The sequence below is a fragment of the Variovorax sp. MHTC-1 genome, assembly GCF_003984645.1.
Taxonomy (GTDB): Bacteria; Pseudomonadota; Gammaproteobacteria; order Burkholderiales; family Burkholderiaceae_C; genus Variovorax.
Window position 1 is genome coordinate 188,279 of sequence record NZ_RWKI01000006.1, and the last position, 26,711, is coordinate 214,989.

The 26,711-nt window shown below is 67.6% G+C and carries 25 protein-coding genes; 13 read left to right on the forward strand and 12 right to left on the reverse strand.

The genetic code is table 11. The features are described 5' to 3' along the window. Window positions 1-16 precede the first annotated feature (16 nt). The 5 genes from EJI01_RS12750 to EJI01_RS12770 all read right to left on the reverse strand — a co-directional run bounded on the left by EJI01_RS12750 (window position 17) and on the right by EJI01_RS12770 (window position 6,337). On the reverse strand, window positions 17-640 hold the full coding sequence (locus EJI01_RS12750) for a phosphoribosyltransferase (RefSeq protein ID WP_126837509.1): 624 nt from the start codon (window positions 638-640) through the stop codon (window positions 17-19). Further along, window positions 641-2,761 carry a TonB-dependent receptor family protein gene (locus EJI01_RS12755; RefSeq protein WP_126837510.1) on the reverse strand — a complete coding sequence of 707 codons (2,121 nt, stop codon included), beginning with the start codon at window positions 2,759-2,761 and terminating at the stop codon, window positions 641-643. It lies immediately after the preceding gene. 74 nt (window positions 2,762-2,835) lie between these two features. Next, complete coding sequence (locus EJI01_RS12760) at window positions 2,836-3,036, reverse strand: hypothetical protein (RefSeq protein WP_126837511.1); 201 nt, start codon at window positions 3,034-3,036, stop codon at window positions 2,836-2,838. After that, window positions 3,033-4,214: a PepSY-associated TM helix domain-containing protein gene (locus EJI01_RS12765; protein WP_126837512.1), complete on the reverse strand. Its 1,182-nt coding sequence runs from the start codon at window positions 4,212-4,214 to the stop codon at window positions 3,033-3,035. The genes EJI01_RS12760 and EJI01_RS12765 overlap by 4 nt, the downstream gene beginning before the upstream one ends. Before the next feature lie 20 nt (window positions 4,215-4,234). Further along, window positions 4,235-6,337, reverse strand: coding sequence for a TonB-dependent siderophore receptor (locus EJI01_RS12770; protein WP_126837513.1), 2,103 nt, complete (start codon window positions 6,335-6,337; stop codon window positions 4,235-4,237). 124 nt (window positions 6,338-6,461) lie between these two features. On the opposite strand from EJI01_RS12770, the gene EJI01_RS12775 reads away from it, so the two are divergent. After that, window positions 6,462-8,045 (forward strand): phospholipase D-like domain-containing protein, encoded by a 1,584-nt coding sequence (locus tag EJI01_RS12775; RefSeq protein ID WP_126837514.1) that lies wholly within the window; start codon window positions 6,462-6,464, stop codon window positions 8,043-8,045. Between the two features lie 33 nt (window positions 8,046-8,078). Here the strand turns inward: EJI01_RS12775 and EJI01_RS12780 are convergent, their stop codons facing one another. Continuing rightward, window positions 8,079-8,588: an Lrp/AsnC family transcriptional regulator gene (locus EJI01_RS12780; RefSeq protein ID WP_126837515.1), complete on the reverse strand. Its 510-nt coding sequence runs from the start codon at window positions 8,586-8,588 to the stop codon at window positions 8,079-8,081. A gap of 129 nt (window positions 8,589-8,717) precedes the next feature. Here EJI01_RS12780 and EJI01_RS12785 point away from each other — a divergent pair, with 129 nt between their 5' ends. Next, window positions 8,718-9,734, forward strand: a complete 1,017-nt coding sequence (locus EJI01_RS12785; RefSeq protein ID WP_126837516.1) for a 1-aminocyclopropane-1-carboxylate deaminase — start codon at window positions 8,718-8,720, stop codon at window positions 9,732-9,734. Between the two features lie 185 nt (window positions 9,735-9,919). Beyond that, entirely contained in the window at window positions 9,920-10,243 is a 324-nt protein-coding gene (locus EJI01_RS12790; RefSeq protein ID WP_126837517.1) for a hypothetical protein, read from the forward strand. 145 nt (window positions 10,244-10,388) lie between these two features. On the opposite strand, the gene EJI01_RS12795 is transcribed toward EJI01_RS12790, so the two are convergent. Continuing rightward, entirely contained in the window at window positions 10,389-11,123 is a 735-nt protein-coding gene (locus tag EJI01_RS12795) for an enoyl-CoA hydratase/isomerase family protein (protein WP_126837518.1), read from the reverse strand. Next, window positions 11,120-12,325, reverse strand: a complete 1,206-nt coding sequence (locus EJI01_RS12800) for a CaiB/BaiF CoA transferase family protein (protein ID WP_260602431.1) — start codon at window positions 12,323-12,325, stop codon at window positions 11,120-11,122. The genes EJI01_RS12795 and EJI01_RS12800 overlap by 4 nt, the downstream gene beginning before the upstream one ends. A 100-nt stretch (window positions 12,326-12,425) precedes the next feature. Here EJI01_RS12800 and betC point away from each other — a divergent pair, with 100 nt between their 5' ends. The 6 genes from betC to EJI01_RS12830 are packed head-to-tail and all read left to right on the forward strand — an operon-like array spanning window position 12,426 to window position 18,846. Further along, window positions 12,426-13,949 carry a choline-sulfatase gene (betC, locus tag EJI01_RS12805; protein WP_126837520.1) on the forward strand — a complete coding sequence of 508 codons (1,524 nt, stop codon included), beginning with the start codon at window positions 12,426-12,428 and terminating at the stop codon, window positions 13,947-13,949. Window positions 13,950-13,977: 28 nt separating this feature from the next. After that, window positions 13,978-15,462 (forward strand): aldehyde dehydrogenase family protein, encoded by a 1,485-nt coding sequence (locus tag EJI01_RS12810; protein WP_260602432.1) that lies wholly within the window; start codon window positions 13,978-13,980, stop codon window positions 15,460-15,462. 11 nt (window positions 15,463-15,473) lie between these two features. After that, window positions 15,474-16,388: a 3-hydroxyisobutyrate dehydrogenase gene (mmsB, locus tag EJI01_RS12815; RefSeq protein WP_260602445.1), complete on the forward strand. Its 915-nt coding sequence runs from the start codon at window positions 15,474-15,476 to the stop codon at window positions 16,386-16,388. 24 nt (window positions 16,389-16,412) lie between these two features. Then, entirely contained in the window at window positions 16,413-17,378 is a 966-nt protein-coding gene (locus EJI01_RS12820) for a Bug family tripartite tricarboxylate transporter substrate binding protein (protein ID WP_126837523.1), read from the forward strand. A gap of 4 nt (window positions 17,379-17,382) precedes the next feature. Further along, complete coding sequence (locus EJI01_RS12825; RefSeq protein WP_126837524.1) at window positions 17,383-18,129, forward strand: hypothetical protein; 747 nt, start codon at window positions 17,383-17,385, stop codon at window positions 18,127-18,129. Window positions 18,130-18,159: 30 nt separating this feature from the next. After that, window positions 18,160-18,846 (forward strand): GntR family transcriptional regulator, encoded by a 687-nt coding sequence (locus tag EJI01_RS12830; RefSeq protein ID WP_126837525.1) that lies wholly within the window; start codon window positions 18,160-18,162, stop codon window positions 18,844-18,846. A gap of 41 nt (window positions 18,847-18,887) precedes the next feature. On the opposite strand, the gene EJI01_RS12835 is transcribed toward EJI01_RS12830, so the two are convergent. The 4 genes from EJI01_RS12835 to EJI01_RS12850 are packed head-to-tail and all read right to left on the reverse strand — an operon-like array spanning window position 18,888 to window position 23,191. Further along, a complete protein-coding gene (locus tag EJI01_RS12835; RefSeq protein ID WP_126837526.1) occupies window positions 18,888-19,685 on the reverse strand; it encodes a class II aldolase/adducin family protein in 798 nt (265 codons plus the stop codon). Next, entirely contained in the window at window positions 19,682-20,713 is a 1,032-nt protein-coding gene (locus tag EJI01_RS12840) for a tripartite tricarboxylate transporter substrate binding protein (protein ID WP_185878907.1), read from the reverse strand. The genes EJI01_RS12835 and EJI01_RS12840 overlap by 4 nt, the downstream gene beginning before the upstream one ends. 37 nt (window positions 20,714-20,750) lie before the next feature. Next, window positions 20,751-21,755: a tripartite tricarboxylate transporter substrate-binding protein gene (locus tag EJI01_RS12845; protein WP_126837528.1), complete on the reverse strand. Its 1,005-nt coding sequence runs from the start codon at window positions 21,753-21,755 to the stop codon at window positions 20,751-20,753. Then, entirely contained in the window at window positions 21,755-23,191 is a 1,437-nt protein-coding gene (locus EJI01_RS12850; RefSeq protein WP_126837529.1) for an amidase, read from the reverse strand. The genes EJI01_RS12845 and EJI01_RS12850 overlap by 1 nt, the downstream gene beginning before the upstream one ends. Window positions 23,192-23,309: 118 nt before the next feature. Between EJI01_RS12850 and EJI01_RS12855 the strand changes: the two genes are divergently transcribed. From EJI01_RS12855 to EJI01_RS12870, 4 genes are all read left to right on the forward strand, one after another. After that, entirely contained in the window at window positions 23,310-24,191 is an 882-nt protein-coding gene (locus EJI01_RS12855; RefSeq protein ID WP_126837530.1) for a LysR family transcriptional regulator, read from the forward strand. Between the two features lie 169 nt (window positions 24,192-24,360). Further along, window positions 24,361-25,059, forward strand: a complete 699-nt coding sequence (locus EJI01_RS12860) for an HAD-IA family hydrolase (protein WP_126837531.1) — start codon at window positions 24,361-24,363, stop codon at window positions 25,057-25,059. Continuing rightward, complete coding sequence (locus tag EJI01_RS12865; RefSeq protein WP_126837532.1) at window positions 25,056-26,288, forward strand: amidohydrolase; 1,233 nt, start codon at window positions 25,056-25,058, stop codon at window positions 26,286-26,288. Before EJI01_RS12860 ends, EJI01_RS12865 begins: the two co-directional genes overlap by 4 nt. After that, window positions 26,285-26,638 (forward strand): cupin domain-containing protein, encoded by a 354-nt coding sequence (locus EJI01_RS12870; RefSeq protein WP_126837533.1) that lies wholly within the window; start codon window positions 26,285-26,287, stop codon window positions 26,636-26,638. Before EJI01_RS12865 ends, EJI01_RS12870 begins: the two co-directional genes overlap by 4 nt. The last annotated feature ends 73 nt before the right edge of the window (window positions 26,639-26,711 follow it).

A 26,711-nucleotide genomic window follows, 5' to 3' on the forward strand; every position in this document is an offset into this window, starting at 1 on the left:
TCAGATGCTATGTGGACTAGCGCAGAAGCTCGCGGACTTCGTCGTCGCTGGTCTGCCCGAAGTCCGCATACCAGAGGCCGACCGCCCGGAAGTGCTCGGGCGTGAAGACGCTCACCACCTCGTCGGCCACGGTGCCGAGCAACCGGACCGCCTCGCGCGAAGCCACCGGCACCGCTACGATGATGCGCTGCGGCTGCGCCGCCCGGGCCGCGAGCACCGCCGCGTGCATGGTGGCGCCGGTGGCGAGGCCATCGTCGACCAGTATCACGACGCGCCCCGCCAGCGCGAGCGGCGCGCGCTGGCCGCGGTAGAGCTGCTCGCGCCGCGCCAGCTCTTGCGTCTCGCGCGCGACCACCGCCTCGATGGCCTCTTGCGATACCGGCCAGACGCCAGGCAGCTCCGACATCACGCGCACGCCGCCCGATGCGATGGCGCCCATCGCGAATTCTTCCTGGCCCGGAAAGCCGAGCTTGCGCACCACCAGCACGTCGAGCGGTGCGCCCAGGAAGTGCGCGACTTCCGAGGCCACCGGCACGCCGCCGCGCGGCAACGCGAGCACGACGACGTCGGGCCGCCCGCGCCATGCGTCCAGCGTCTTGGCGAGCTTGCGGCCCGCATCGCGTCGATCCCTGAAGTCCATTCAGAAACGATACGCCGCTCCCATGCCGATCGTCCAGTTGCGGCCGGGCGCAGGCTCGAAATAGCGCGCATTCGCCTCGTTGACGATCACCGAGCCGATGTAGCGGCGGTCGAAGAGGTTGTCCACGCGCGCGAAGGCGTTGAACTCCCAGCGCTCCCAGCGCTTAACGTAGCCCGCATACAACGCCACCACCGAGTAGCCGGACGCTGCAGCGTCGTTTCGATCGTTGGCCTGGATGTGGCCGAGCGCGCGCAGCTCTGCGCCGGCGCGCCAGCCCTCGGGCGGTACCCAGCCGAAGGAGGCGAAGAGCGCGTGCTCCGCGATCCCGGGGATGCGGTTGCCCGCGGGCACCGTGCTGATCGCGCTGCACGGCGCGGGCGAGCAGAAGCCATCGCGGTAGCGCGCGTCCAGCCAGGTGTAGGCCAGCTGCGTGCGCCAGTGGTTCGCCGTTTCGTGCAGCCAGGAGAGCTCGAAGCCGTCGCGCCGGGTGCGGCCGGCGTTCTGGAAGGTGGCGCGGCCGCCGAAGTTGGTGTTGGTCACGATCTCGTCGCGCGTGCGGGTCTGAAACAAGGCCGTGGTGAGCAGGCCGCCCGCGAGCCGCGCCTTGGCGCCGACCTCGACGCTGGTGTTGACCGAAGGCTGCAGCGCGAAGTTGAGGCCGCCGATGCCGTCGGCGCGGTAGGAGAGCTCGTTGAACGTCGGCGTCTCGAAACCGCGGCCGGCGGACGCATAGAGCGCCAGATCGGGGGCGGCCTCGTAGCGCAGCGAGGCCACGGGCAGGGTCTTGCGATAGCGCGCGCTGCCGCTGTCGTCGCGATTCGGGCCGACGATGTAGAGATCGTTCGAGGAAAAGCGCACGGTGCTGCGTCGCACGCCGGCTTCGAGCGACCAGCGATCTGCGAAGCGCCAGTTGCCCTGCACATAGGGATCGAGATTGCGCACCTCGTTGCGCTCGTTGCGGCGCAGCCGGCCTTGCACGCCCCGGGCCAGCGGCGCGCTGGGCGGGCCGACGAAGTTCTCCCAGCCGCGGCGGCGCTCGCGCAGGTCGTCGTAGGCCAGGCCCGCGACCAGGTCGAAGGGCCGATCGGCCAGCTGCAGCCTCGAGCTCAAGCGCAGGTCTACGCCGCCATAGTCGCGCGCCAGGTCGATCACGCCGCCGGCATGCAGCGGGTTCTGCTGCACGAAGGTCGGGATCGCCTGGAACTGGACGGTGCTGCGCTGGCCGCCGTACACCATCAGGCGCAGCGTGTTCACGGCATCGATGCGGCGCTCGTAGGTCAGGCCGAGCTGCTGCTGACCCACGGTCTTGCGCGTATCGAATTGCGTGGCGACCGGATCGACGCCGCGCGGGTTCAGCGCGTACTGGCTGGCCGAGAGCCCCAACGGATCCTGCGCATGGAGATGCACGCTGTTGAAGACCAGCGTGAGCTTGCTGCCGTCGTCCAGCCGGAAACCCAGCTTGCCGTTCTGGATCTCGCGATCGGCCGCGCTGTGCTCGCGCCAGCCGTCGGTGTGGAAGCGGCTGGCGCTCAGCAGGTAGTCGACAGCGCCCGAGGAACCGCTGAGCTTGCTGCCGATGCGCGCGGTGCCGAAGCTGCCGCCGGCGGCAGAGAAGCCAAGCGCCGGCGGCCCTTGCCCCTCCTCGGTGAAGACCTGCACCACGCCGCCCGAGGAGTTTCCGTAGAGCGCCGAGAAAGGCCCGCGCAGGATTTCGACGCGATCGGCCGAGGCGATGTCGATGTTGGAGGTCTGGCCCTGGCCGTCGGGAAGCGTGGCCGGGATGCCATCGACATAGAGCCGCACGCCGCGCACACCGAAGGTGGAGCGCGCGCCGAAGCCGCGTATCGATAGCTGCAGGTCCTGCGCGTAGTTCTGGCGATTCTGGATCTGCAGCCCCGGCACCGCGCCCAAGCTTTCAGAGAGGTTCACCTGCAGGCGCGCATCGCGCATCTCGCTGCCTTCCACGCGGTCGACCGAGCCGGGCACGTCGAAAGGCCGCGCCGCGCCGCGCGGCGTGGACACCGTGATCTCGCGCAGCGTGGGCGCGGACTCGGCGTCCTGCGCCTGGGCGGCGGAGGCGGAAAGAAGCAGCAGGCAGGCCTTGGCGACGGAGGATTTCATCGCGGCGATTCTGCGGCCGGCCGCGGCGCCGCCACGACAGGCAAGACCCTATGGCGCTGGATCGCGAGCGGGTTCTACGTACGCCGCGCCGGCCGGCGCCAGCCGTACCAGGCGCACACCGCGCATGGAATGCCGAGCGCGACCCATGCCAGTGCATCGCCGGCGCCGCCGTCGCTGAAGAGCGCCGACACCAGGCCGATGCAGGTCAGCACGCCCAGCACGATCGGCCAGCCCCACATGTGCCAGAAACGGGGGCGATGGTGGTGCTTCGTCATGAGCCCGCCTTCGCCGTCGCGACAGGCTGTGCCAGCGGGGCGGCCTGGTGCTCCGGCTCGCCGGCGCGCACCGCGGCCGGCACCGCGCTGCCGCGCTTGAGCCACAGATAGAGCCCGCTGCCCAGCACGATGATGGTCGCGATGTCGAGCAGCGCCCAGATGATCTGCATCGGCATGCCGCCGTAGTCGCCGAAGTGCAGCGGCTGCGAGACCAGCAGCGCCGTGAGGTACCACGGGAGCTCGGGACTGGCCGTGACCTCGTTGGTCTTGGCGTCGACCAGCACTGGCTGCAGCAGGCGCGAGGTGAAGGGCTCGTTGCCACGCAGGAAGACGGTGTTGTGGTGCGGGCTCGAGAAGGCCGTGCCCGGGAAGGCGATGAAGGACACCTTGGTGTCCGGCGCGCGTTGCAGCGCCAGTTCCAGCGAGCGCTGCACCGAGCCGCGCTCGGCCTTGGGCACTTCGGGCTGCCCCTGGTAGGGCGCGAGCAGCGTGCTCAGCTGGTCGTGCTGCCAGTACTTGATGATCAGGTCGGCCCAGGTGTTGATCATGCCGGTGGCGCCGACGGTGAAGGCCCACACCAGGGTCACGATGCCGAGCAGGTTATGAAGGTCCAGCCACTTCAGGCGCGGCCGGCGCTCGCGCCGCACGGTGCCGAAGTCCAGCTTGCGCATGAAGGGCGAATAGAGCACCACGCCGGAGACGATCGCCACCAGCAGCAGCAGGCCCATGAAGCCGAGGAAGAGCTTGCCGGGCAACCCCGCGAACAGGTCGACGTGCAGCTTGAGCATCACGTACATGAAGCCTTCGTCGAACTTGGGCTGCGCCAGCACCTGGGCCGTGCGCGCGTCGACCGCGACCGACTTGAAGTCCTCGGTCGGCGCCGGCGTCGGCGTGAGCGTGACGAACCACAGGCCGTCGTCGTCCTCGGGCTGCGAGACGAACTGCACCACGCGCTCCGGATGCAGCGCATGTGCGACCTCGATCACGCGGTCCAGGCTGGCGCGCGGCGTACCGGCCGGCATCTTCGGCGAATCGACCTCGGTGCCCAGCAGGTGGCCGATCTCGTGATGGAAGATCAACGGCAGCCCGGTGATGCACAGGAGCAGCATGAACACGGTGCAGACCAGGCTGCTCCACTTGTGCACCCAGGCCCAGGTCTTGATTCGTCGGCTGTTCATCGTCGTCCTCTTGGGAGCGTTCAGAAGCGATACGTCGCGCTGGCCACGACTTCGCGACGCTTGCCCCACCAGCAGTCGCCGCGCGCGAGGCAGGTGCTGAAGTATTCCTTGTCGGTCGCGTTGTTGATGTTCAGCGCATAGCGCCACTTCGCGGTCTCGTAGGCGAACACGAGGTCCAGCAGCGCGACGCTGGGGATGCGCGGACCGTAGCCGCCGAAGGAGACGTCGCGGAAGGCGCCCATGTAGCGCACGCCCGCGCCGGCCGAGAAGCCCGGCGTGCCGGCGATGGCGAAGCGGTACTTGGCCCAGACGGCCGCCTGGTGGCGCGGCAGCCCTTCCAGCTCCGGATCGAGGTCGGTGTAGTTGTAGTGCGCCGTGACATCCAGGTTCGGCGTGATCGAGCCCTTGGCCTCGAGCTCGAGGCCGCGCGTCTTGGTCTCGCCGATCTGCGTGTAGACGTTGGGAATCGGCTGCGCGATCTGGTTCTTCTCGCGCAGGTCGTAGACCGCGGCGTTGAAGGCCAGGCCGCGGCCCGCAGGCTCGTACTTGACGCCCGCTTCCCACTGCTCGCCGCGCAGCGGCGTGAACACCCGGCCATCGCGTGGCGACTGCGGCGTGAAGGACTCCGCGTAGCTCACGTACGGCGACCAGCCCGACGGGAAGGCATACAGCACGCCGAAGCGCTTGCTGGTCGCGCTGTCCCTGGCGTCCTCGCTGCCTTCGGCGCCGGCGACCGCGCGGTCATGCCGCAGGCCGGCGATGAAGTTCCAGTTGCCCAGCTTGATCTGGTCCTGCAGGTAGATGCCGGTGGCGCGCTGCGTGGTGCGTGGCCGCGCGAAGCGTTCGGGCTCGATCCGGTTGCCGTAGATCGGCGCATAGGCGTCGATCTCGCTGGTGGACATTCCGACCCACACGTTCTCGCGATGGCGCTGGTAGTCGGCGCCGACCAGCAGCGTGTGCTTGAGCGCGCCGGTCTCGAAGTGGCTCTCGAGATGGTTGTCCAGCGTGTCGATGCGGTTGCGCGTGAGCCCGCTGTCGAGCGAGCGCGACAGGATGCGCTTGCCCACCGGGTCGGCGCCCCAGCCGCCCGTGACGGTGAAGAAGTCGCCCCAGTGATAGCTGTTGTCGTTCTCGTTCTGCGCGTGGCGGAAGTTCTGGCGGAACGTCAAGTTCTCGTTGAACTTGTGCTCGAACAGCCAGCCGAAGGTCTTGCGCTCACTGTCGTAGTAGTCGCCGGGCTCGCCGATGAAGCGGCTGGTCGGCAGGCGCCCGTTCGGGTTCGGCAGGATCGTGCCTTCCCACGGCAGGAACTGCGAGCTCGATCCGCTCTTGTCCTTCTGGTAGAGGCCCTGCAGCGTGAGCGAGGTGGCCGCGCTCGGACGCCAGGTCAGCGAGGGCGCGACCAGGCTGCGGTCGTCGCGCACGAAGTCGACCTGCGTGTCCGCCTTCCGCTCCACCGCGATCAGCCGGTAGGACCACCGGCCGTCCTCGGTCAGCGGGCCGGTCAGGTCGGCCTGGATCTGCCGGCGGTTCCAGCTGCCGTACTGGATACCCACTTCACGCTGGGTCTCGAGCAAGGGTCGCTTGCTCACCATGTTGACGATGCCGGCCGCCGTGCCCGACCCGAACAGCATGCCCGAGGGCCCGCGCAGCACCTCGAGACGCTCGAGCATGTAGGGCTCGGTGCGCGTGGTGCTGGTGTAGTAGCCGTAGGCCTGGCGCAGGCCGTCGAGATAGACGTCGGGATAAGCGCCGCGCACGCGGAAAGAATCGGTGCGTGCGTCGAGGCCGTAGGCGTCGGAACGCACGCCGGCTGCGTAGCCCAGCGCATCCTGCAGATTGGTCGCCCCCTGATCCACGATCTGGTCGCGCGTGATCACCGTCACCGCCTGCGGCGTTTCGGAAAGCGGTGTGTCGGTCTTGGTCGCGGTGGCGGCGTTCTTCGCGCGGTAGCCGATCACCGGCGTGGTCGCGGTTTCGGCTTCGGCGCTGGCGTCGACCCGCACAGTGGGCAGGACAGCCTCACTCGCCGCCTGTGCGAAGACCTGCGAGGACCCAGACACGGCCAGGCAACCGGCCAGGAGCGATGCGGCCTGGCGCCGCGCGGAAAAACTGGAGTTCAAAACCTCATCCCGAAATCTTGTTAAGAGTGATTCGCATTCTATTGGTGAATTAAATGAAAACTCAACAATCCCTCAGACGGCGCTCCTTGAGGCGCGGTCGCGCGGCTACCATCCGTGCCGCGCCATGCCAGCCCTTTTCGCCCATCTTCAGCCGCTGCTGCGATGCGCCGCCTTGGGCCTGGCATGTCTTGCGGCCGGCTGCGCCGGCCTGCCGGCGCGCGGGCCCCAGGCGCCCGAGCTGGCGATACCTGTCTCCGCGCAGACCGAGCTCGGCCGCATCGTCGCCCCCTTCAACGCCAAGCCCGATGGCTTGTCGGCCGTGCGGCCCCTGCCCCAGGCCAGCTTCGCGCTCGACGCCAGGCTCGAACTGATCCGCCGCGCGCAAGCGTCGCTGGACATGCAGTCCTTCCAGCTCGCCAAGGACAAGACCGGCCTCCTGATCCTGCGCGAGCTGCGCGACGCCGCCCGGCGCGGCGTGCGGGTGCGCCTCCTGCTCGACGACTTCTATACCGGCGGGCTCGACCGCCTGCTGCTGGCGCTGGCTGCCGAGCCGAAGGCCGAGGTGCGCCTGTTCAATCCCTTCGTGAACGGGCGCGAGCACACGGCCACGCGCTGGCTGGATTTCTTCACCGACTTCAAGCGGCTCAACCACCGCATGCACAACAAGCTCTTCATCGCGGATGGCGCCATCGCGATCGCGGGCGGGCGCAACCTCGCGGACGAGTACTTCCTACGCAGCGAAGGCGCGAACTTCATCGACTTCGAGCTGCTGATGGCGGGCCCGGTGGTGCCGCAGTCCGCGCGCATCTTCGACGGCTACTGGAACAGCGATGTGGTCTATCCGCTGCAGCGCATCGTGCGCGCGGCCGATCCGAGCGAAAAGCTGGCGGCCGAGTTCGAGCTCGCCACCTCGGAGCAGCACGCGCCCTGGCCCGATGCGCCGCTGGAGAACGACATCCTCAGCGAGCCGCCCCTTCGCGAACAGCTCGCGCGCGGCGAGCTGCGCTGGATGCGCGCCGAGGCCCAGGCGCTGGCCGACAGCCCGAAGAAGGCGCTCGGCACCCGGCCGCCGGGCATGGAGACGCTCGCGCACCGCTGGTACACCACGATGGCGGCGGCCAAGTCGCAGGTGCTGGTGGTCTCGCCCTACTTCATCCCCGGCGACGAGGGCATGGAGCGGATCAGCGCCGCCCGCGCGCGCGGCCTGCGCGTCACCATCATCACCAATTCGCTCGCCGACAGCGACGAGCCGCTGGTCAACGTCAACTACAACCGCTTTCGCGTCGCCCTGCTGAAAGAGGGCGTGGAGCTGTTCGAGGTGAGCACGCAGCAGCTGAAGCGCAACACGCAGATCCGCAGCCTGCTGCGCCAGGCCCGCGGCCGCCTGCACGCCAAGCTGGCCCTGGTCGATCGCGAATGGGTGCTGCTCGGCTCGATGAACCTCGATCCGCGCTCCGAGCGGCTCAATACCGAGTTCGGCGTACGCGTGCACAGCTTCGAGCTCACGCAGGCGCTGCTCTATGCCTACCTGCTGGACGACATCGAGGGCGTCTATCGCGTGGTCCTCAAGCCAGACGGCCAGAGCGTGCAATGGGTGGGCACCGGCGACGAAGACAACGAGGTGCTCGACGACGAGCCCGACTCGAGTCTGCTGACGCGGCTGCAGCTGCTGCTGTTTTCGTGGTTCGTGCCGACCGACCAGCTCTAGACAAAGCACGCTCTCCCGCACAGTCGATCTGAATCACGGCAACGGAATCTGCGTCGTCGACAGCACCTGCTTGAGCACCATGAAGGATCGGATCTGCCGCACGCCCGGCAGGTAGAGCAGCTGCTCGGCGTGCAGCCGGTTGAAGCTCTCGCTGTCGGCGGTGCGCACCAGCATGAAGTAGTCGAACTCGCCGGTCACGACGTGGCACTCCATGCAGCCGGAGATCTTGACCGCCGCCTTCTCGAAGGCGCTGAAGGATTCGGGCGTCGAGCGGTCGAGCACCACGCCGATCATCACCAGCATGCCGGCGCCCAGCGCCTTCGGGTTCAGGAGCGCGACCGTCGCGCCGATCAGTCCCGCGCGCTTCAGCCGATCGACGCGTCGCAGGCAGGCCGGCGGGCTTAGATGGACCTTGGCGGCCAGCGCCACGTTGGAGATCGACGCATCGCGCTGCAGGGCCCGAAGAATCGATTTGTCGGTGCGATCGAGCGCAGGCGGCGCCTCCGGCGCGCTGCGCACTTTTGTTGCTTGAACTCTGGCCATCGTGGAATGAAACGCTGTGAGATTGATCAGCAGAACGCTCATGGTGCGTTGAAAGACGTGTTTTCACAACCCTGTTAACCACTCTTCTTCCTACGATGGCTCTATCGCCGCACCCCAAGGAGCATCGCCATGAACCTGAGCCGTTATCCCCGTTATCCGCTGACCTTCGGCCCCACGCCGATCCAGCCGCTCAAGCGCCTGAGCGCGCACCTGGGCGGCAAGGTCGATCTCTATGCCAAGCGCGAGGACTGCAACAGCGGCTTGGCCTTCGGAGGCAACAAGACGCGCAAGCTCGAGTACCTGATCCCCGAGGCGCTGGCCCAGGGCTGCGACACGCTGGTGTCCATCGGCGGCATTCAGTCCAACCAGACGCGCCAGGTCGCCGCCGTCGCCGCGCACCTGGGTATGAAGTGCGTGCTGGTGCAGGAGAACTGGGTCAACTATTCGGATGCCGTCTACGACCGCGTGGGCAACATCGAGATGTCACGCATCCTCGGCGCCGATGTGCGCCTGGACGCCGCCGGTTTCGACATCGGCATCCGCCCGAGCTGGGAGCAGGCCATGGACGATGTGCGCAAGGCCGGCGGCAAGCCCTTCCCGATTCCGGCCGGCTGCTCGGAGCATCCTTACGGCGGGCTGGGCTTCGTCGGCTTCGCCGAAGAGGTGCGCGCGCAGGAGGCCGAGCTGGGCTTCAAGTTCGACTACATCGTGGTCTGCTCGGTCACCGGCAGCACGCAGGCCGGCATGGTGGTCGGCTTCGCGGCCGACGGCCGTGCCGACCGCGTCATCGGCATCGACGCGTCGGCCAAGCCCGAGCAGACGCGGGCGCAGATCCTGCGCATCGCGCGCGGCACCGCCGAGCTCGTCGGCCTGGGCCGCGACATCGCCGAAGAGGACGTGTTGCTCGACACGCGCTATGGCGGCCCCGAATACGGGCTTCCCAACGAAGGCACGCTGGAAGCCATCCGCCTCTGCGCACGCCAGGAAGGCATGCTGACCGACCCGGTGTACGAGGGCAAGTCGATGCACGGAATGATCGACAAGGTGCGCCGCGGCGAGTTCGCACCGGGCTCGAAGGTGCTCTATGCCCACCTGGGCGGCGTGCCGGCGCTCAATGCCTACAGCTTCCTGTTCCGCAACGGCTGAGCGCTCATTCGGGGCGGATGTCGGTGCAAGGACGCGAGTGGAAATCAGCCTTTCGGCCCGCGCAGCCGTAGCGCGCGCAGCGCCGACACCGGAAAACGGAAGCCGCCTACAGCCGATTTCGCCGGGGCTGGCAGCATCCCCCGGCCAACTTGGAGGTCAGCGTGGATCTGGATGAATGTTTTGCAATGATCGCCCGCCTGAGTCCCCATGCCGCGAAGCTCGCGGCGCGCATGCTGCGCAAGGATCCGGCGGCGCCAGCGGAATGGGCCTTCGCGCTCGAGGTCGGGCTGGGGGATCGCGCCCACGGCTCGGAGCCATTGACGACCGACGATCTGCTGCTGATCGCCATGGACAAGGACCCCAAGCATTTCCCGGCCGGCCCTGCTGCCGCTTACAGCGCACAGCAGGTGCAGGCCATCGAGTTCGTACGGGCGGTGCGGCGCAAGGGCCCCTATCCCGTTTCGGCCGCCGCAGCTCTGGGTGGCGATCTTCTCGCCGCTCCTCGATGAAGGCGATGCAGACGCACGACCGCACCGGTACCGGTACCGGCCAGACGCAGTTCCGAGCGAGCCCATGCGCATGAATACTCAATCGAGAATTCCGACCAGCCGAAGCATGCAAAAGCTCGAATCCTGCGCTCGTCGGCGCTCGGCATTACTTACCCTCCAGCTCCGCCAGCCGTCTTCCGGCTTCCTCTGACCTCAGCGACGCCTCGTAAGCAGTCCGGCCTGACGCCTCATCCCATTCGCCGGCGCAAATGGCGTTGATGTGGTGCTTCATCGAGCGGACCGCCTGCGCATCGCAGCGCGCGATGTGGTCCTGGTAGATGTCGATGCGCGACTGGAGCTCACTACGTTCCACCAGTTCCGTCAGGAACCCGATTCGAAGCAGCTCCTCGCTCTCCATGGTCATCCCGGTGAGGAAGATCTTCTTGGCGGCTGAAGAGCCAAGCCGCGCGGCGAAGCGTCGCAGCCCGCCAGGGTAGTAGTGCAATCCGAACCTCGCGGCGGGCATGAACAGCCTGCAACCGCGAACACCGATGCGGAAGTCGCACGCGAGCGCCAGGTCGGTCCCCCCGCCATAGGCGCTACCGTTCAGCGCGCACAGCGTCGGAATGTCCAGCGACTCCAGCGCATCGAGCATGTCTTCGAAGGATCGATCCAGGCGCGCGCCGATCTGCCCGAGCGTATATCCCGAGCAGAAGGTCTTCTCGCCTTCGCCGGTGAGAACGAGCAGCCGCACGGAGGGATCGGCCCGGATTTCATCGAGGTGGCGCAGCAGGACTGCGGGGTCGTCCGGATCGATGCGGTTGTGCTGCGCGGGACGGCGCAGCGTGATGGCCGCCATCGAGTCCACGATCTGCAGCGTGGGTGCCGAGCCGATGTTCATGCGCTCGCTCCCTGTGCATGCTGCACGATGACGCCTTGGCGGGCGAGCGCTTCCAGGTCTCGCTGCGCATATCCGTGCTCGCGAAGCACCTCGAACGTATGTTCCCCCAGGACGGGCGGCGCGCGGCGGATCGATCCGCCCAGGCGGCCGTCGAACGTGACCGGGCTGCCCACTTGCCGCATCGCGCCGAGCTGCGGGTGCTGCACTTCCTCCACGAGCCGCGAATGGACCACCTGTTCGTCAGCGAAGACGTCGGCCAGGTTGTTGATGGGCCCGGCCGGGATGTCCGCCGCGAGGAGCAGCTCGCTCCATTCGCGGCGGCTGCGCTCCTTCAACTTCGCCTCGATGATGGCCTTGAGTTCGACGCGGCGCTCCATGCGCGCGGCGTTGCTGGCGAAGCGGGGATCGGCTACCAGTTGCTGCAGTTCGAGCACGTCGCAGAGCCGCTTCCACATCTCCGCTGTCGCCGGCGCGATGTTCAAGGGGCCGTCGCCTGTTTCGAAAACGCCATACGGGGCGATGACCGGGTGCGTGTTCCCCGCGAGCGCCGGCACCTCGCCGAGGCTCAGGTAGCGCTGCGCCTGGACGCTCATCAGCCCGACCAGGCCGGCAAGCAGCGAAGTTTCCACGCGCCGGCCGCGACCGGTCGTGTGCCGTTGCGCGATGGCGGCGAGCACGCCGATCGCGCACCACATGCCGGCGGTCTGGTCGCCGATGGCCACTCCAACCCGCACAGGACCGGACTCGGCGCTGCCGGTGACGCTCATCAGGCCTGAATAGCCCTGGGCGATCTGGTCGAAGCCCGGACGGCCGCTGGCCGGTCCCGTGCGGCCGAAGCCGGTCACGCTCGCGTAGATGAGGCGCGGATTCGCGGCCGTGAGCGTTTCGCAAGCGAGGCCCATCGCTTCCATGGCGCCGGCCCGGAAGTTCTCCACGACGACATCGCAGCTTCCCGCCAGCTCTCGCAACAGGTCAAGCGCCGCAGGGTCGCGAAAGTTGACGGCGATGCCGCGCTTGTTGCGGTTTCCGCTCAGGTAGTAGGCACTGGTGCCGCGGTCGAATGGCCCCCACTCGCGGATCATGTCGCCGCCGACCGGCTCGACCTTGATCACATCGGCTCCGAGGTCACCGAGGATCATCGTGCAGAAAGGCCCGGCCAGCGCGCGGGTGAGATCCAGGACGCGCACGCCGGTCAGGGGCAAGGAAGTTGGGTCGGTCACGTTTTCTCCACTTGTCACATCGCGGAGGCCAGTCTATATTGCATACAACCGTAATGCAACCGTTGTGCAATTAAGGAGTCCCATGCGCAAACCCAACATCCTCTTCGTCATGGCGGACCAACTGTCGGCCCCCGCCCTGCCCTTCCACGGCAACCATGCATTGAAGGCGCCGCACCTGCAGGCGCTCGCCGAGCGGTCTGCCGTCTTCGACAACGCCTATTGCAACTTCCCGCTCTGCGCGCCGGCGCGCTTCTCGCTCCTCGCGGGCCAGTTCGCGACGCGCATCGGCGCCTTCGACAACGCCTGCGAATTCCAGGCGGACACGCCGACGCTGCCTTACTACCTGGCCCAGCAGGGCTACAAGACCATCCTCAGCGGCAAGATGCACTTCGTGGGGCCCGACCAGAAGCACGGCTTCGATGAGCGGCTCACTACCGACATCTATCCCGCGGACTTCGGCTGGGCGGCCGACTGGGCCGATGGCGAGTTCAGCTTCTACTCGCCGGGCCACAACCTGAGCACGGTGGACGAAGCCGGACCGTGCTTTCGCAGCCTGCAGCTCGACTACGACGAGGAAGTGGAGGCCAAGTCGATCCAGCGCCTGTACGACCTCGCACGCGATGACGAGCAGCCCTTCTTCATGTGCGTCTCGTTCACGCATCCCCATCCGCCGTATCACGTCCCGCCGGAATACCTCGATCGGTACAAGCCTGAAGAGATCAACCTGCCCAATGTCGGCGACCTGCCGATGCACGAGCGCGACAAGCTGAGCCAGTGGGTGCAGTACTCCCACGGGCTCGACAAGGAAGGAGCGACCGACGAGCAAGTCAGGCGCGCGCGGCATGCGTACTACGCGATGGTCAGCTACATCGACGACAAGGTCGGGCGCCTTCTGGAAACGCTGAAGCGCGCGGGCTTCGAGGACAACACGATCGTGGTGTTCACCTCGGACCACGGGGACATGCTGGGCGAACGCGGCATGTGGTTCAAGCGCGTCTTCTTCGACTGGTCGGCCAAGGTGCCCCTGCTCGTGTTCGATCCCCGGGCGCGCAAGCCGCGCCGGATCGCAGAGCCGGTCTCGCACGTGGACCTGCTCCCGACACTCGTTCAGTACGCCACCGAGGGGACCACTCCGACCTGGGTCGAACCGATCGACGGCCACAGCCTGGTGCCGCTGATCGCCACGGGCGATCGCAGCGGCGAGGCGGAAGCCTTCGTCGAATACACGGCCGAAGGGGTGACCGGCCCCTGCTGCATGCTGCGGCGCGGCAAGTACAAGTACGTCTATACGCACGGCCACCCCGACCTGCTATTCGACATGGAGGCCGATCCGAACGAACTCGTCGACATCGCGCAGCGGCAGCCGCAGGTCCTCGCCGAACTCAAGGAGCGCGTGCTCTCCCATTGGGATCCCGAGGCGATCACGCGGCAGGTGTTCGCCAGCCAGGCGAGGCGCAAGTTCATCAACTCGCTGCCCGACGCGAAGCAGCCCGTCTGGGACTACCAGGCCAGCACCGACGACACGCGCCGCTTCGTGCGCCGCGGCAGCGCCCGGGTGATCAAGGTCAAGAAGCGTTGGCCGCCGCTGGCCGGCACGACGAACTGAAAGGAGACGCAGCATGGCCCAACACAACTTGACGGCGGATACGGATCCGCACCGCCTCGCTCGCGCCATCAGCGGCTACAACCTGATCGGCGGAGAGCTTGTCGGCGCACGATCAGGGCGCACGTTCCCGGTCATCAATCCCGCCACCGGACGCGAGATCGGCCACACCGCCCATAGCGGCGCGAGCGACGTCGAGCAGGCCGTGGCCGCCGCTGCCCGGGCCCAGCCTGCGTGGGCTGCCATGGCCGCGCGCAAACGCGGCACCCTCCTGGCCGAGTGCTCTCGCCTGCTCGCCGAGCACGTGGAGGAACTGGGGCGCCTGGTCGCGCTTGAAACCGGCAAGGCCCTGCGCACCGAGAGCCGCGTGGAGGCCTCGGTCGTCGCCGACGCGCTGCAGTTCTACGGCGGCCTGGGCTCGGAGCTCAAGGGCGAGACGGTCCCGTTCAGCCCCGACATGCTGACCTTCACCCAGCGCGAGCCGATCGGCGTGGTGGGCGTCATCATTCCGTGGAACGCACCCATGATGCTGATGGCGCTGAAGATCGCGCCGGCGCTGGTGGCGGGCAACACGGTCGTCGTGAAATCTGCCGAGGAGGCTCCGCTGTCAGTCCTGCGGGTGTGCCAGATCCTCAATCAGCAGCTTCCTCCGGGTGTCCTGAACATCGTCTCCGGCTACGGCCCCGATTGCGGCGCGCCCCTGGTCGCGCATCCGGAGGTCGGGAAGGTGACCTTCACCGGCTCCGTCGAGACCGGCCGCATCGTCGCGCGCGCCGCCGGAGAGAAGCTGATTCCCATCACCCTCGAACTGGGCGGCAAGAGCCCGATGATCGTGATGGACGACGCGGATCTCCCGAGGGCAGTCGCTGGAGCGGTCAGCGGCATGCGCTTCACCCGCCAGGGGCAGAGCTGCACCGCGGCCAGCCGCATCCTCGTGCAGGAGAAGATCCACGACGAGTTCGTCGCCATGCTCAAGGCGCGCGTCGATGCGATGAAGATGGGCGACCCGCTGGATGAGGCGACCGACATCGGCACGATCATCTCGCGCTCCCAGCTCGACAAGGTGCTGGGCTACATCGAAGACGGTCGATCCGAAGCAGGGGCGACGGCTCACGAATGTTCCGAGCTGCCCACCGGCGACGCGCTTCGAGCGGGCCTGTTCGTGAGGCCGGTGATCTTCACCGGTCTGGACAACGCCTCCCGCCTCGCACGCGAGGAGATCTTCGGGCCGGTGACCTGCGTGATCCGCTTCTCCAGCTACGAAGAGGCCGTGACCCTGGCGAACGACAGCGACTACGGCCTGGCAGCGACGATCTGGACCCGGGACCTCAGAACGGCAATGGACGCCACCCGGCGGTTGCACGCCGGTTTCGTGCAGGTGAACCAGAACATCGTCGTCCAGCCTGGCCTGTCCTACGGCGGCGTCAAGCAATCGGGGCTGGGACGCGAGGCGTCGCTGGAAGCCATGCTGGACCACTTTACGCACAAGAAGACCGTGCTCATCAACATGACCTGAGCCTGGTCCTGATTTCGAATAAGGAGACAAGCATGACTGCAATCGGATTCATCGGGCTGGGCAACATGGGCTTTCCCATGGCATGCCGTTTGAAGGAAGCGGGCCACGAGGTGCGCTGCTTCGACGTGAACACGGGCTCCATGGAGCGGGCGCACGACGCGGGCCTGCAGCCGCGCGCATCGGTCCAAGAAGCGGTCGCCGGAGCCGAAGTCGTGATCACGATGCTGCCCAGCGGGCGCCACGTGCTGGAAGTGCTCGGGGCCGAGGCGCTGCCGTTCGCCCCTGGCGCATTCGTCATCGACTGCTCGACGATCGATGTCGAGTCATGCGCTGCCTTCCACGCGACTTTGGGCGAGAGGGGTCTCGTCACCCTCGACGCGCCGGTCTCCGGCGGCGTCGGCGGTGCTGCTGCGGGGACGCTCACCTTCATGGTGGGCGGCACGGAGGCCGCCTTCGCGCGCGCCCTCGAGCTCCTGCGGGTGATGGGCAAGAACATCATCCACGCCGGAGCGCCCGGCGCAGGACAAGCCGCGAAGATCTGCAACAACATGCTGGCAGGCATTTCCATGCTCGCGGTATCCGAGGCGCTGCACCTCGCCAAGCGCCTGGGCCTCGATCCGAAGAAGTTCTTCGAGATCGCTTCGACCTCGTCGGGACAATGCTGGGCGCTCACGAGCTATGCACCCGAGCCCGGCCTCGTGCCGGCTGCGCCTGCCAATCGCGGCTACGAGGGCGGCTTCGCATCCGAACTGATGCTGAAGGACTTGCGGCTGGCCGAGCAGGCCGCGGTCGCGAGCCACTCCCCTGCCCTTCTCGGCGCGGCGGCCGCCTCTGTCTATGCGATGCATTGCGCCGCAGGGAAGGGGCGACTCGACTTTTCTTCCATCATCCAGATGCTCGGCGCTGCGCAGCCCGCGCGCATCTGAAGCGAACCGGACAAGGAGACGAGCATGACAATCAGCCGCCGCATCTTCAACAGCGGGATCATCGCGCTGCTGCTCACAGGCACGACCGCTTTCGCGCAAAAGGACACCGGCAAGCTGATCGTCGGCTATCCGCCAGGCCAGTCCGTGGATGTCGTCGCCCGCGTCCTCGCCGAGCGCCTGGGACCGGCGATCGGCCGGACCCTGATCGTGGAAAACATGCCTGGCCTCGCCGGCAGTGTCGCGCTCGCGGCCGTCTCGCGCATGCCCGCCGATGGAAGCGTCATGACGCTGTCGGCATCCGCGGCCATCGCCGGAAATCCATTCCTGTACAAGAACGTGCAGTACGACAGCCTGAAGGACTTCGAGCCGATCGGGCTGATCTATGACGCGCCGCTCGTGCTGATGGTGAACAGCACCTTGCCGATCCAGTCTTTGAAGGAGCTGGTCGCGCACGCGAAGGCGAACCCGGGCAAGGTGAACTACTCATCTCCGGGCAACGGCTCCGTATCGCACCTCGCCATGTCGGAGCTCATGCGGCGGGCCGGCATCGAGATGACGCACGTTCCCTACCAGGGCGCAGCCAAGTCGCTCACCGACCTTGCGTCCGGCCAGGTTCAGGTCTCGTTCGACGCGTACGGCGCCGCCCAACCCTTCCTCTCGGGAGGAAAGGTGCGCGCGATCGCAGTCAGTTCGCTCGAACGCATTTCCGTGCTGCCCTCGGTGCCGACGGTCGCGGAGAGCGGCCTGGCCAACTTCGATCTCGTGCCCTGGGTCGGCCTGCTGGCACCCGCCGGCACGCCGAAGGCCGTGGTCGACAAGGTCAGCGAGGAGCTCGCCAGGATCGTGCGCTCGCCGGACTTCTCGCAACGAATCGTCGCCCTGGGGGGCCGGCCCCGATCCGTCGCCGCGGCAGAATTCAAGAGCTTCGTGCGCGCCGAAGTCGACCGCTGGGCCGCGATCGTCAAGGGCTCCGGGGCCAGGCTGGAGTGATGCGATGATTGCACTCGGATCCGCAGCACTCGCGGGCGAGACCCGGCACCACCGAGCCCTCGACAACGGCTTCAGCTTTCATCGAAGCGAGTGGATGCAAAGCGGTCCAGGCCCGGGCCTGTCTCCAACCGTCTTCCTCGTGGAGCAGCCGCCCGCGTCCGTGCTCATGCCGCACTTCCACATGCAGAACCAGTTCCAGGTCATCAAGGACGGCTCCGGCACGCTGGGCCCGCGCGCGGTGGGTCCCGGATCCGTGCACTACGCCGGCGCTTTCACCGGTTACGGGCCGGTGGTCGCGGGGCCCGCGGGCTTGAGCTATTTCACGATCCGCGCGGTGTACGAAACCGGCGCGAATTTCCTGCCGGCGGCACGCGACAGGCTGCAGCGGGGACCGAAACGGCATGCGCAAGGGCCGTTGCATGAACCACTGTCGATGGATGCGCTGCGCGGCCTGGCATCGGCACGCAGGGTGCAGCTGATTGCACCGCAGGACGATCTCGAAGCCTACGCGCTGCAGCTGCCGCCTTTTGCGCCGGTCGAGACCAGCGAGCCCGGCGGCTCGGGCCAGTTCCAGCTTGTCCTGGCCGGAAGGCTCGAAACCCCGCAGGGTCGACTGCGGGCATGGGAAAGCCGCTACCTGTCGTCGGGTGAAGATGCGGCCGGCTGCACAGCCGGAGAAAGCGGACTGCACCTGCTGGTGCTGCAGATGCCCGCGAACGCGCCCGAATATGCCAAAGGGTTCAACGGGTGAAGCGCCCGGAGTCTCCTGTATAAGGATTGCATGACATCAGGGAAGTCCAACACACTTCGAAAACGCAGTCCCCAGCCGCTCTCGGCCGAACAGGTTTGCGAGCGGATTCGCTCGGCGATCCTGAGCGGTGAGCTGAAGCCCGGATCGAAGCTCACCGAACAGGATCTCGCGGCCGAACTCGAAGTGAGCCGCACGCCGGTCCGGGAAGCGATCCGGCAGCTGGAGGTGGAGCGCCTGGTCAGCCGGACGCCTTTCGTCGGCGTCACGGTCGCCCAGCTCAGCCCGGAAGAGGTGATCGAGCTGCTGGACATCCGCGAAGTCCTCGAAGGCCTGGTGGCCCGGCTTGCAACGGAGAACATGGACAGTTTCCATCTGCAGCGGCTGAAGAAGTCGCTGCAGCAGCTGGCCGCGAGCGCCAGGAAGAGCGACGTCGGCGCGTACCTCGATCAGGCGCTGGCGTTCCGGCGTGCGCTCGTGGAGTGCTGCGGCAGTGCCACCTTGTCGGAGCATGTCATGGCGATCGAGAACCGCCTGCGTCTGACGGGCAGCCGCACCGCGCTGTTGCCGGGGCGCATGGAAGCTGCCATCGAGGAGCACGAGAAGTTGCTGGACGCGATCGTGCGCGGCGACGCCAAAGGCGCAGAACGGCTCAACCGCGAGCGCATCCGGCACATCCGCGACGCGGTCGCGAAGTCGATGTCCTTCTCCATCATCTAGGGCCTGTTACTAATAACAGGCCCTAGCGCCGCTGCCGCTGCTCAAGTCCGATAAGAGGTGCCGCGCTCGCGCTCCAGCTTGCGCAGGAGTCCTGGCCACTCCAGCTTGCCGACTTCGATGACGCCATTCGGTCCCAGCAACTTGCGGCCTTGGGCGCGGGTATGCGCGATGGTGGCCTCGGACAGTTCGTGAAGCGGGACACCGCCGGCCTGCCCATCGATCTGGAACTGGCAAGCCGTCTCCAGGCGCAGCATCCAGCAGAAAGCCTCTCCGACGCTGCGGCCGACCGTCAGGGCGCCGTGGTTGCGCAGGATCAGGACACGGCCATCGGCGCCGAGGTCGCGCACGAGGCGCTCGCGCTCGTCTTCGTCGAGCGCCGCACCCTCGTAGTCATGGTAGCCAAGGAAGTCCAGCATGACGCAGGCCTTCTGGCTCAGGGGCCGCAATCCCATCGCCTGCATCGCAATGGCATTGTTCGCACGGGTGTGGCTGTGCATGACGCACACGAGCTGAGTCTGAGCCATGTGGATGGCGCTGTGGATGATGAAGCCGGCCGGGTTGAGCAGCGACGGGTCTCCTTGCACGACCCGCCCTTCGAGGTCGACCTTCAGCAGGGCCGACGCCGTCATCTCGTCGAACAGGGTGCCCAGCGGATTCACGAGGAAGTGGTGCTCGGGCCCCGGCAACATCACGGAGATGTGGGTGGAAGCCACGTCCGACATTCCATAAAGATCGGTCAGCTGAAAGCATGCCGCGAGATCGCAGCGCAGCTGCCATTCATCGACAGTCATGCCTTCGGGAGTCGAATGCGCGGAAAGTTGCGCGGAGTCTCTGTTCATTTCGCTGCTTCCTTGGGATGGGTGGGGTTGCTGTCCAGCGATCGCGACATGGCTATCCAGCGTGCGAGATCCGCCTGTACGAACGCCAGCGTCTCGGAGGGCGGGGCGGGTTGAACGATCAAGCCGAGATCTGCGAAGCTGGCCCGGACATCGGGAGCCGCGAGCGCCTCCGACAGGGCGCTTGCGAGAGAGGCGACGACGTCCGACGGCAGTTTGGCTGGCCCCATCAGCGCGAACCAGTTGGAGATTGCCAGCCCGGACATGCCCTGTTCGGCGACCGTGGGCACCTCCGGCAGCGACGGGAGCCGCGCAGGCGAAGTGACCGCGAGCGCCTTGATCCTGCCGGACTGCACGTGCTGGATCACCAGGGGCACGGTCATCGCGGTGACACCGATGTCGCCCCGGACCAGGTCTGTCATGACCTCCGGCTGTCCTCGATAGGCTACATGCGTGAGGTCGATCTTCTGCTGGCGCTTGAGCAGCTCCATCGTGAAGAACGGCGTCGTGCCGGCGCCTGCGGACCCATAGTTCACCTGGCCCGGTCGTGCCCTGGCGAATTCCACAAGATCGGGCAATGTGCGGACCGGCAGGCCGCTGCTCGCGATGACCGCCTGGGGAATGGTGCCGATCATCCCGATCGCGCTGAACGCAGTTTGTGGCTGCCAGGAGGGCATCGCCGAGCCGGGGGGCGCCATGGTGGTGGGGCCGCTGGCCACGACCAGCGTGTACCCGTCGGGAGCCGCACGCGCCACGGCCGAATAGCCGATGCTGCCTGCCGCACCCGAGCGGTTGTCGACGACGAAGCTCTGCTTGAAGCGCTCGGAAAAATGCTGCGCGAGCCGGCGCGCAATGACGTCCACGATGCCGCCGGCGGGGAACGCAGAGACGATCGTCACCGGGCGCTCCGGATAGCCGGCGGCGGCCGCCTGTCCCGGCGGCAGCACGCACGCCGCCAGAAGCAGGGCCACTGCCCGAACGGCTGCACGACGGTGCGTGCATGCGGAAAACCTCCTGATCGCTCTGTGCATGGTCATCTCCTTCGGTTGCGCGGCGCGCGAGACGCCGTCACTCGTCGCTGCGGAATCCCGAGGCTTGCACCAGAGGGCGCCAGAAGTCACGCTCCGCACTCAGCGCGCGTTTCACCGCGGCGCCGGGCAGGCCCGTTGCCTCCATGCCTGCGCGGGCCATTGCGCTCTTGACCTGCGCTTGCTGCATGGCCGCCACGAAGGCCCGCTCCAGGCGCTGCACGACCGTCGCAGGCGTCCCTGCAGGAACGAAGGCGCTGTAGGAGGCGTTTGCATGGTCGAAGGAATCGATACCGGCCTCGCGCGCGGTCGGAACATCGGGCAGAGACGCGTTGCGGCGCGTACCGGAGACCGCCAGGATGCGCACCTTGCCGGCGCGATGGAGTTCCAGCTGGCTGGCCAGGGCATCCGTGCTCAGGGGAACGTGCCCGCCGACCAGGTCCGTCACGAGCGGCGCACCACCCTTGTAGGCCACGGGCGTCAGCGCAACGCCCAAGGTCTTGGCCATGCCGAGGACGGCGAAATGAAGCGTCCCGCCGAGGTTGGTGAGCCCCACGCTCGCCTGTGACGGATTGGCGCGCACCCAGCTCACGTAGTCCTGCAAGGTCTTGTAGGGCCGGTCCGCACCGGCGGAAATCACCGTTGGAACCTCGACGAGATGGGCCACGGGGATGAAGTCGCGATCGACGTCATAGGCAAGCTGCCTGTAGGTCATCGGGAAGATGACCATCGGGGCGTTGGAAGACAGAAGCACGGTCCTGCCGTCGGGCGCGGCGCGCTTCACATACTCGATGGAGATCCGCGAGGCGGCGCCGGGCCTGTTGTCCACGACCACCTGTTCCTCGCCACCGATGCGCAGTTGCTCGGCCAGCGCCCGCGCCAGCGTGTCCAGCGCGCCGCCGGGCGGAAACCCGACGACGAGACGCAGCGGATGGGCGCCTGCGGCCGGCGCTTGCGCCTGCGCCTGCGCCGGCGCCGAGGCGACTACAAGCGCCGCGAAGCCTGCGATCCACAAGGTGGAACGGAAAGACTGGAACACATTCATCACTGCACCTCCATGTCCGGCCAACGGGCCAAAAGATTGCTGGTCACCTCGAACACCGCCGCCGCGGCAAGAAGATCCGACTCCCGGCGCAGGCGCCCCACCAGCTGCAGCCCGATGGGGAGTCCGTCGCGCCCGAAGCCGCAAGGGATAGTGATCGCGGGGTGGCCCGTCAGATTGAAGGGCATGGTCCAGGGGAACCAGTTGGAGCGCACCTCGTCGAAGAGCCGCCCGTCGATCTCGAGCTTGCCGAACAGGTCCTGGTCGATCGGCAGGGCGGTGCGCGCGAGCGTCGGGACCACGATGAAATCGTGCTCCTGCAGCAGCGCCTGCACGTGCCGGAAGAGCCGGGTGCGGGCGAAGTTCGCTCGCTGGTAGTCCACGGCGGTGTAGTCGTTCGCGAGCGCGAGCTGCTGCAGCAGAGAGGGGCTCATTCGATCCGGCTGCTCCTCGGCCATCTTGCCGAAGCGTGCCTTCCACACCGTGTGATTGATGGTGCGCCAGAGCGGCTCGATGTCGAACTCAGACGCTGGCGGCATCTCGGCCAGCTCCGCGCCCAAGTCCCGCAACAGGCCCAGGGCTGACTCGAAGCAGGACGCAACGTCGGCAGCGATCGCCCTTCCGGGCAGCACGTCCGCGAAGAGGATGCGCTTGCCGCGCAAGTTCCTCGCCGATTGCACGGCTTGCAGGTAGTCCTCAGCCTGGGCGCCGGCAGACCAGGGGTCGCAGGCGTCCTCGCCCGCCATCGCCTGGAGCATGAGAGCGGTGTCGGCGACCGTGCGCGAGATGGGCGTGACGTAGGTGAGATTGCCGATGACGTCCTCCGCCTGCGAATGAGGGACCAGGCCGATCGACTGCTTCAGGCCTACGACCCCATTGCAGGCCGCCGGGATCCGGGTGGAGCCGCCGCCATCCGTGGCGACGCCGATCGGTGCGAGGCCTGTCGCCACCGCAACGGCTGCGCCGCCGCTCGATCCGCCGCTCGTGCGCTCAGCGTGCCATGCATTGCCCGTACGTCCGAACAAGGGCGCATCCGTCAGGCATTTCGCCCCGAACTCCGAGGTCGTCGTCTTACCGATGAGGATGGCGCCCTGTTGCCGCAGGCGAGCGGTGGCCGCCGCATCCTCGGCCGGAACGTTGTCGGCGAACAGCAGCGAACCGAAGGTGGTCTTCACGCCCTTGGTGTTGACCAGGTCCTTGCAGGCATAGGGAATGCCGTGCAGCAGTCCCGTGGGCGCTCCTCGCATCACGGCCTGCTCCGCGGCCTTGGCGTCGCGCATGGCCTCGTCCGCGCAGAGCGTGATGAAGCAATTGAGCTTCGGCTGCAGCCGCGCGGCGCGGTCCAGGACCGCCCGGGTCAGCTCCACCGGCGAGACTTCACGGCGCGCGATCGCTTCGCGAAGCCGCACGGCAGTCCAAAAGCAAAGTTCCTCGGCCATCCAGCATCCCTCTGTCAGATGCCGGCCAATTCAGCCGGCGACAGGACAAAGAGTGCCAACGACGTGCTTGCCGGTCCAATACTCCTTCACAATCCGCACATATCGGAATCGTATGGGCATGGACCTCAAGAGCCTGCGTTACTTCGTGGCCGTGGCGGAAGCTCGCAGCGTGGGCAAGGCAGCCCTGCGGCTGCACATGGCGCAGCCACCGTTGTCCGTCCAGATCCGCAACCTGGAGGCACAGGTAGGGACTGCGCTGTTCCTGCGCGAATCGACGGGGATGCGGCTCACCGACGCGGGCAGCGCCCTGTTCGCGCGCGCTCGTGAAGCCCTGGCTTTGGCGCACGACGGCTACGAGGCGGCGCGCGCGATCGGCTCCGGACGGCGCGGCCTGCTGGCGGTGGGCTACATGTTTTCGCTGGGCTACGCCGTCCTGCCCAAGCTCGTGCCGCTCCTGCGTCGCACGCTGCCTGAAGTGGAACTCCAATTCGTCGAGATGAGCGCCGCCACTTGCGAGGCCCAGATCATCGATCACAAGGTATCCATCGGCTTGTGCATGCCGCCGATGCAGCGCGTGGAAGTGGCCAACACCATCGTCGGCATGCAGCCGCTGCGGCTCGCCATGCCTGCACGGGCGCCGCTCGCGCGTCTCGCTTCGGTCCCCATCGAACGGCTCCAGGGCCAGAAGCTGGTCGCCCTGCCCAAGCTCAAGGAGAACGCGGACACGTCGCTGGTGGCCGCACTGCTTCGCCGGCACCAGGTGACGATGCAGGTGGTCGAACGTGTGGAGACCGTGCATGCCGCGCTGGCTCTCGTGCTCGCCGGCGAGGGGTATGCCCTGGTTCCGGCGTGCGCTGCCGTTGGCCGTCCTCCGGGTATCGCTTTCCGGAAGCTGAAGGGCGTCAGCGAAGGCTTCGACGTGGCTGTCTGCCGGCGCCACGATCTGGACAGCCCTTTCGTCGAACCCTTCATCGCTGCTGCGAGGCAGGCGTTGCGATGAGGCTGCCTCCAGGCATCGCTCGGGCGCGATGCCCGACAGAAGAAGATGCCGGCAAGGCGCGGACAACGAAATCCTGTGCCGCAGCGCAGACCCAGTTCGGTTCGGCCGTGCAGAAAGCGGCACCTATGCTCAGGACAACCGGCATTGCCGTCATCCCTGGAGCTTCCCCATGTCCCTGCAAGATTTCAAGGTGCTCACCTTCGACGTCGTCGGCACGCTGATCGATTTCGAGGGCGGCATGCTCGCCTACCTGCGCTCCGCGGTGCCCGAGGCCCGCGTGGCGGACGAGGACTTCCTCGCCGCCTACCGCTATGCGCGCGCCGACGGCAAGGCCGGCTGGTACCCCGACGATCTGGAGCGCTGCTGGCACGCCATCGCCCCGAAGCTGGGCCTGCCCGACACCGATGCGCTCGCGCAGGGGCTGCGCGATTCGGTGGCGCAGTGGCCGGCGTTCCCCGATTCGGTGGAAGCGCTGAAGCGGCTTCGCAAGCGCTTCAAGCTGGTGACGATGACCAACGCGCAGCAGTGGGCACTGGCCCATTTCGACAAGACGCTGGGTTCCCCTTTCGACATGCTGCTCTCCTGCGACGACGCGCTGTGCGAGAAGCCCGATGCGCGCTACTTCGCCTACGCCCGCGGCCGCTACGAAGGCGCCTGGGGCTACAAGCAGGCCCACAACCTGCACGTCGCGCAAAGCCAGTACCACGACATCGGCATCTCCAAGCAGCTGGGCATCAGCACCTGCTGGATCGAACGGCGCCACGGGCAGAAGGGTTCCGGCGGCACGCTCGAGTCCAGCCACACCGAGCCCGACTACCACTTCCACACGCTGGCCGAGCTGGCCGATGCGGTCGAGGCCGGGCGTTGACACTGGGCGCGATCGCCGCGCCGGTCGCGGACCTGCTGCCCGGCCTGGTCGCGTTGCGCCGCGACCTGCATGCGCATCCGGAGCTCGCCTTCGCGGAACGGCGAACGGCCGGCGTGGCGGCTGCGGCCTTGCGGCTCCTCGGCCTCGAGGTGCATGAAGGGATCGGCGGCACCGGCGTGGTCGGCACGCTCAGCGCCGGCAGCGGCGCGCGCAGCGTCGGCCTGCGCGCCGACATGGACGCACTGCCGATGGTCGAGCTCGGGCGCTCCGCCCATGCCAGCCGCACGCCGGGTGTGCACCACGGTTGCGGGCACGACGGCCACACCAGCATGCTGATCGGCGCCGCGCGCCAGCTGGCGCGCACGCGGCGCTTCGACGGCACGGTGCACTTCATCTTCCAGCCGGCCGAGGAAGGCAAAGGCGGTGCGCGCGCGATGATCGAAGACCGCCTGTTCGAGCGCTTCCCCTGCGACAGCGTCTATGCGCTGCACAACTGGCCCGACCTGCCGCTCGGCCAAGCGCAGACGCGTGCCGGCCCGATCATGGCGGCGGCCGACCGCTTCGACATCGTGCTGCGCGGCCGCGGCGGCCATGCGGCCCAGCCGCATCACACGCCCGACGCCATCCTGGCCGCGAGCCAGCTCGTCGCCCAGTTGCACACCATCGTCTCGCGCCGCATCGACCCGGGAGAATCGGCGGTGCTGTCGGTCACGCGCATCGAAGGCGGCCACAGCCACAACGTGCTGCCGGCGGAGGTGTCGATCACCGGCACCGTGCGCAGCTTCGACGCCGCTTCGCAGGACCGCATCGAGGCCGCGCTGCGCGCCATCGTCGACGGGGTGGCGCTGGCGAGCGGCGTCCAGGCCGAGGTGCGCTACGTGCGCTATTACCCCGCCACCCTCAACACACCGGAAGAAGCGGCGCTCGCGCTCGCCGCGGCGAGGGCCGTCGGCCTGCAGGCCGAGACCGCGCCGCGCGCCGCCTTCACCTCGGAAGACTTCGCCTTCATGCTGCAGCGCCGTCCGGGCGCCTACCTGTGGCTCGGCCAGGGCCGCGTCGATCCGGGGCCGGACGGCGAGCGCGCGCTGCACCACCCGTGCTACGACTTCAACGACGACGCGCTGCCCCTGGGCGTGCGCTGGTTCTGCGAGGTGGCCGAGCGCGCACTCGCGCCGCCGGCCGATCCCGCATCCCCTGCTCCCTCTCATTCCTCTTCATCTTCCACATGACCATCACCGTTCTTCATCAATCGGCCACGATCGGCGGCCTGCAAGACCAGGGCACGCCCGCGCGCCCGCTGAGCGAGCCTGCCTGCCGGCTGCGCGGCATCGACGTCGAACTCGCAGGCGCGGGCGGCAACGACTGCGGCATCTGGGAATGCGAGCCCGGTCGCTTCGAGCGCCAGCTCGCCAACGCCGAGGTCATGCACATCCTCTCGGGCGCCTGCACCTTCACGCCAGAAGGCGGCGCCGCGCTGGACATCCGCGCGGGCGACACGCTGTTCTTTCCCGCGCACACGCGCGGACAGTGGCATGTGCACCAGACGCTGCGCAAGGTCTTCGTCGTGATGGCCGCCTAAGGGCCGCCTTCCCGACAGCGCCTCCCTGCTCGCTCAGGCATCCCCGAGCCCATACGACCCAAACCGATCCAGC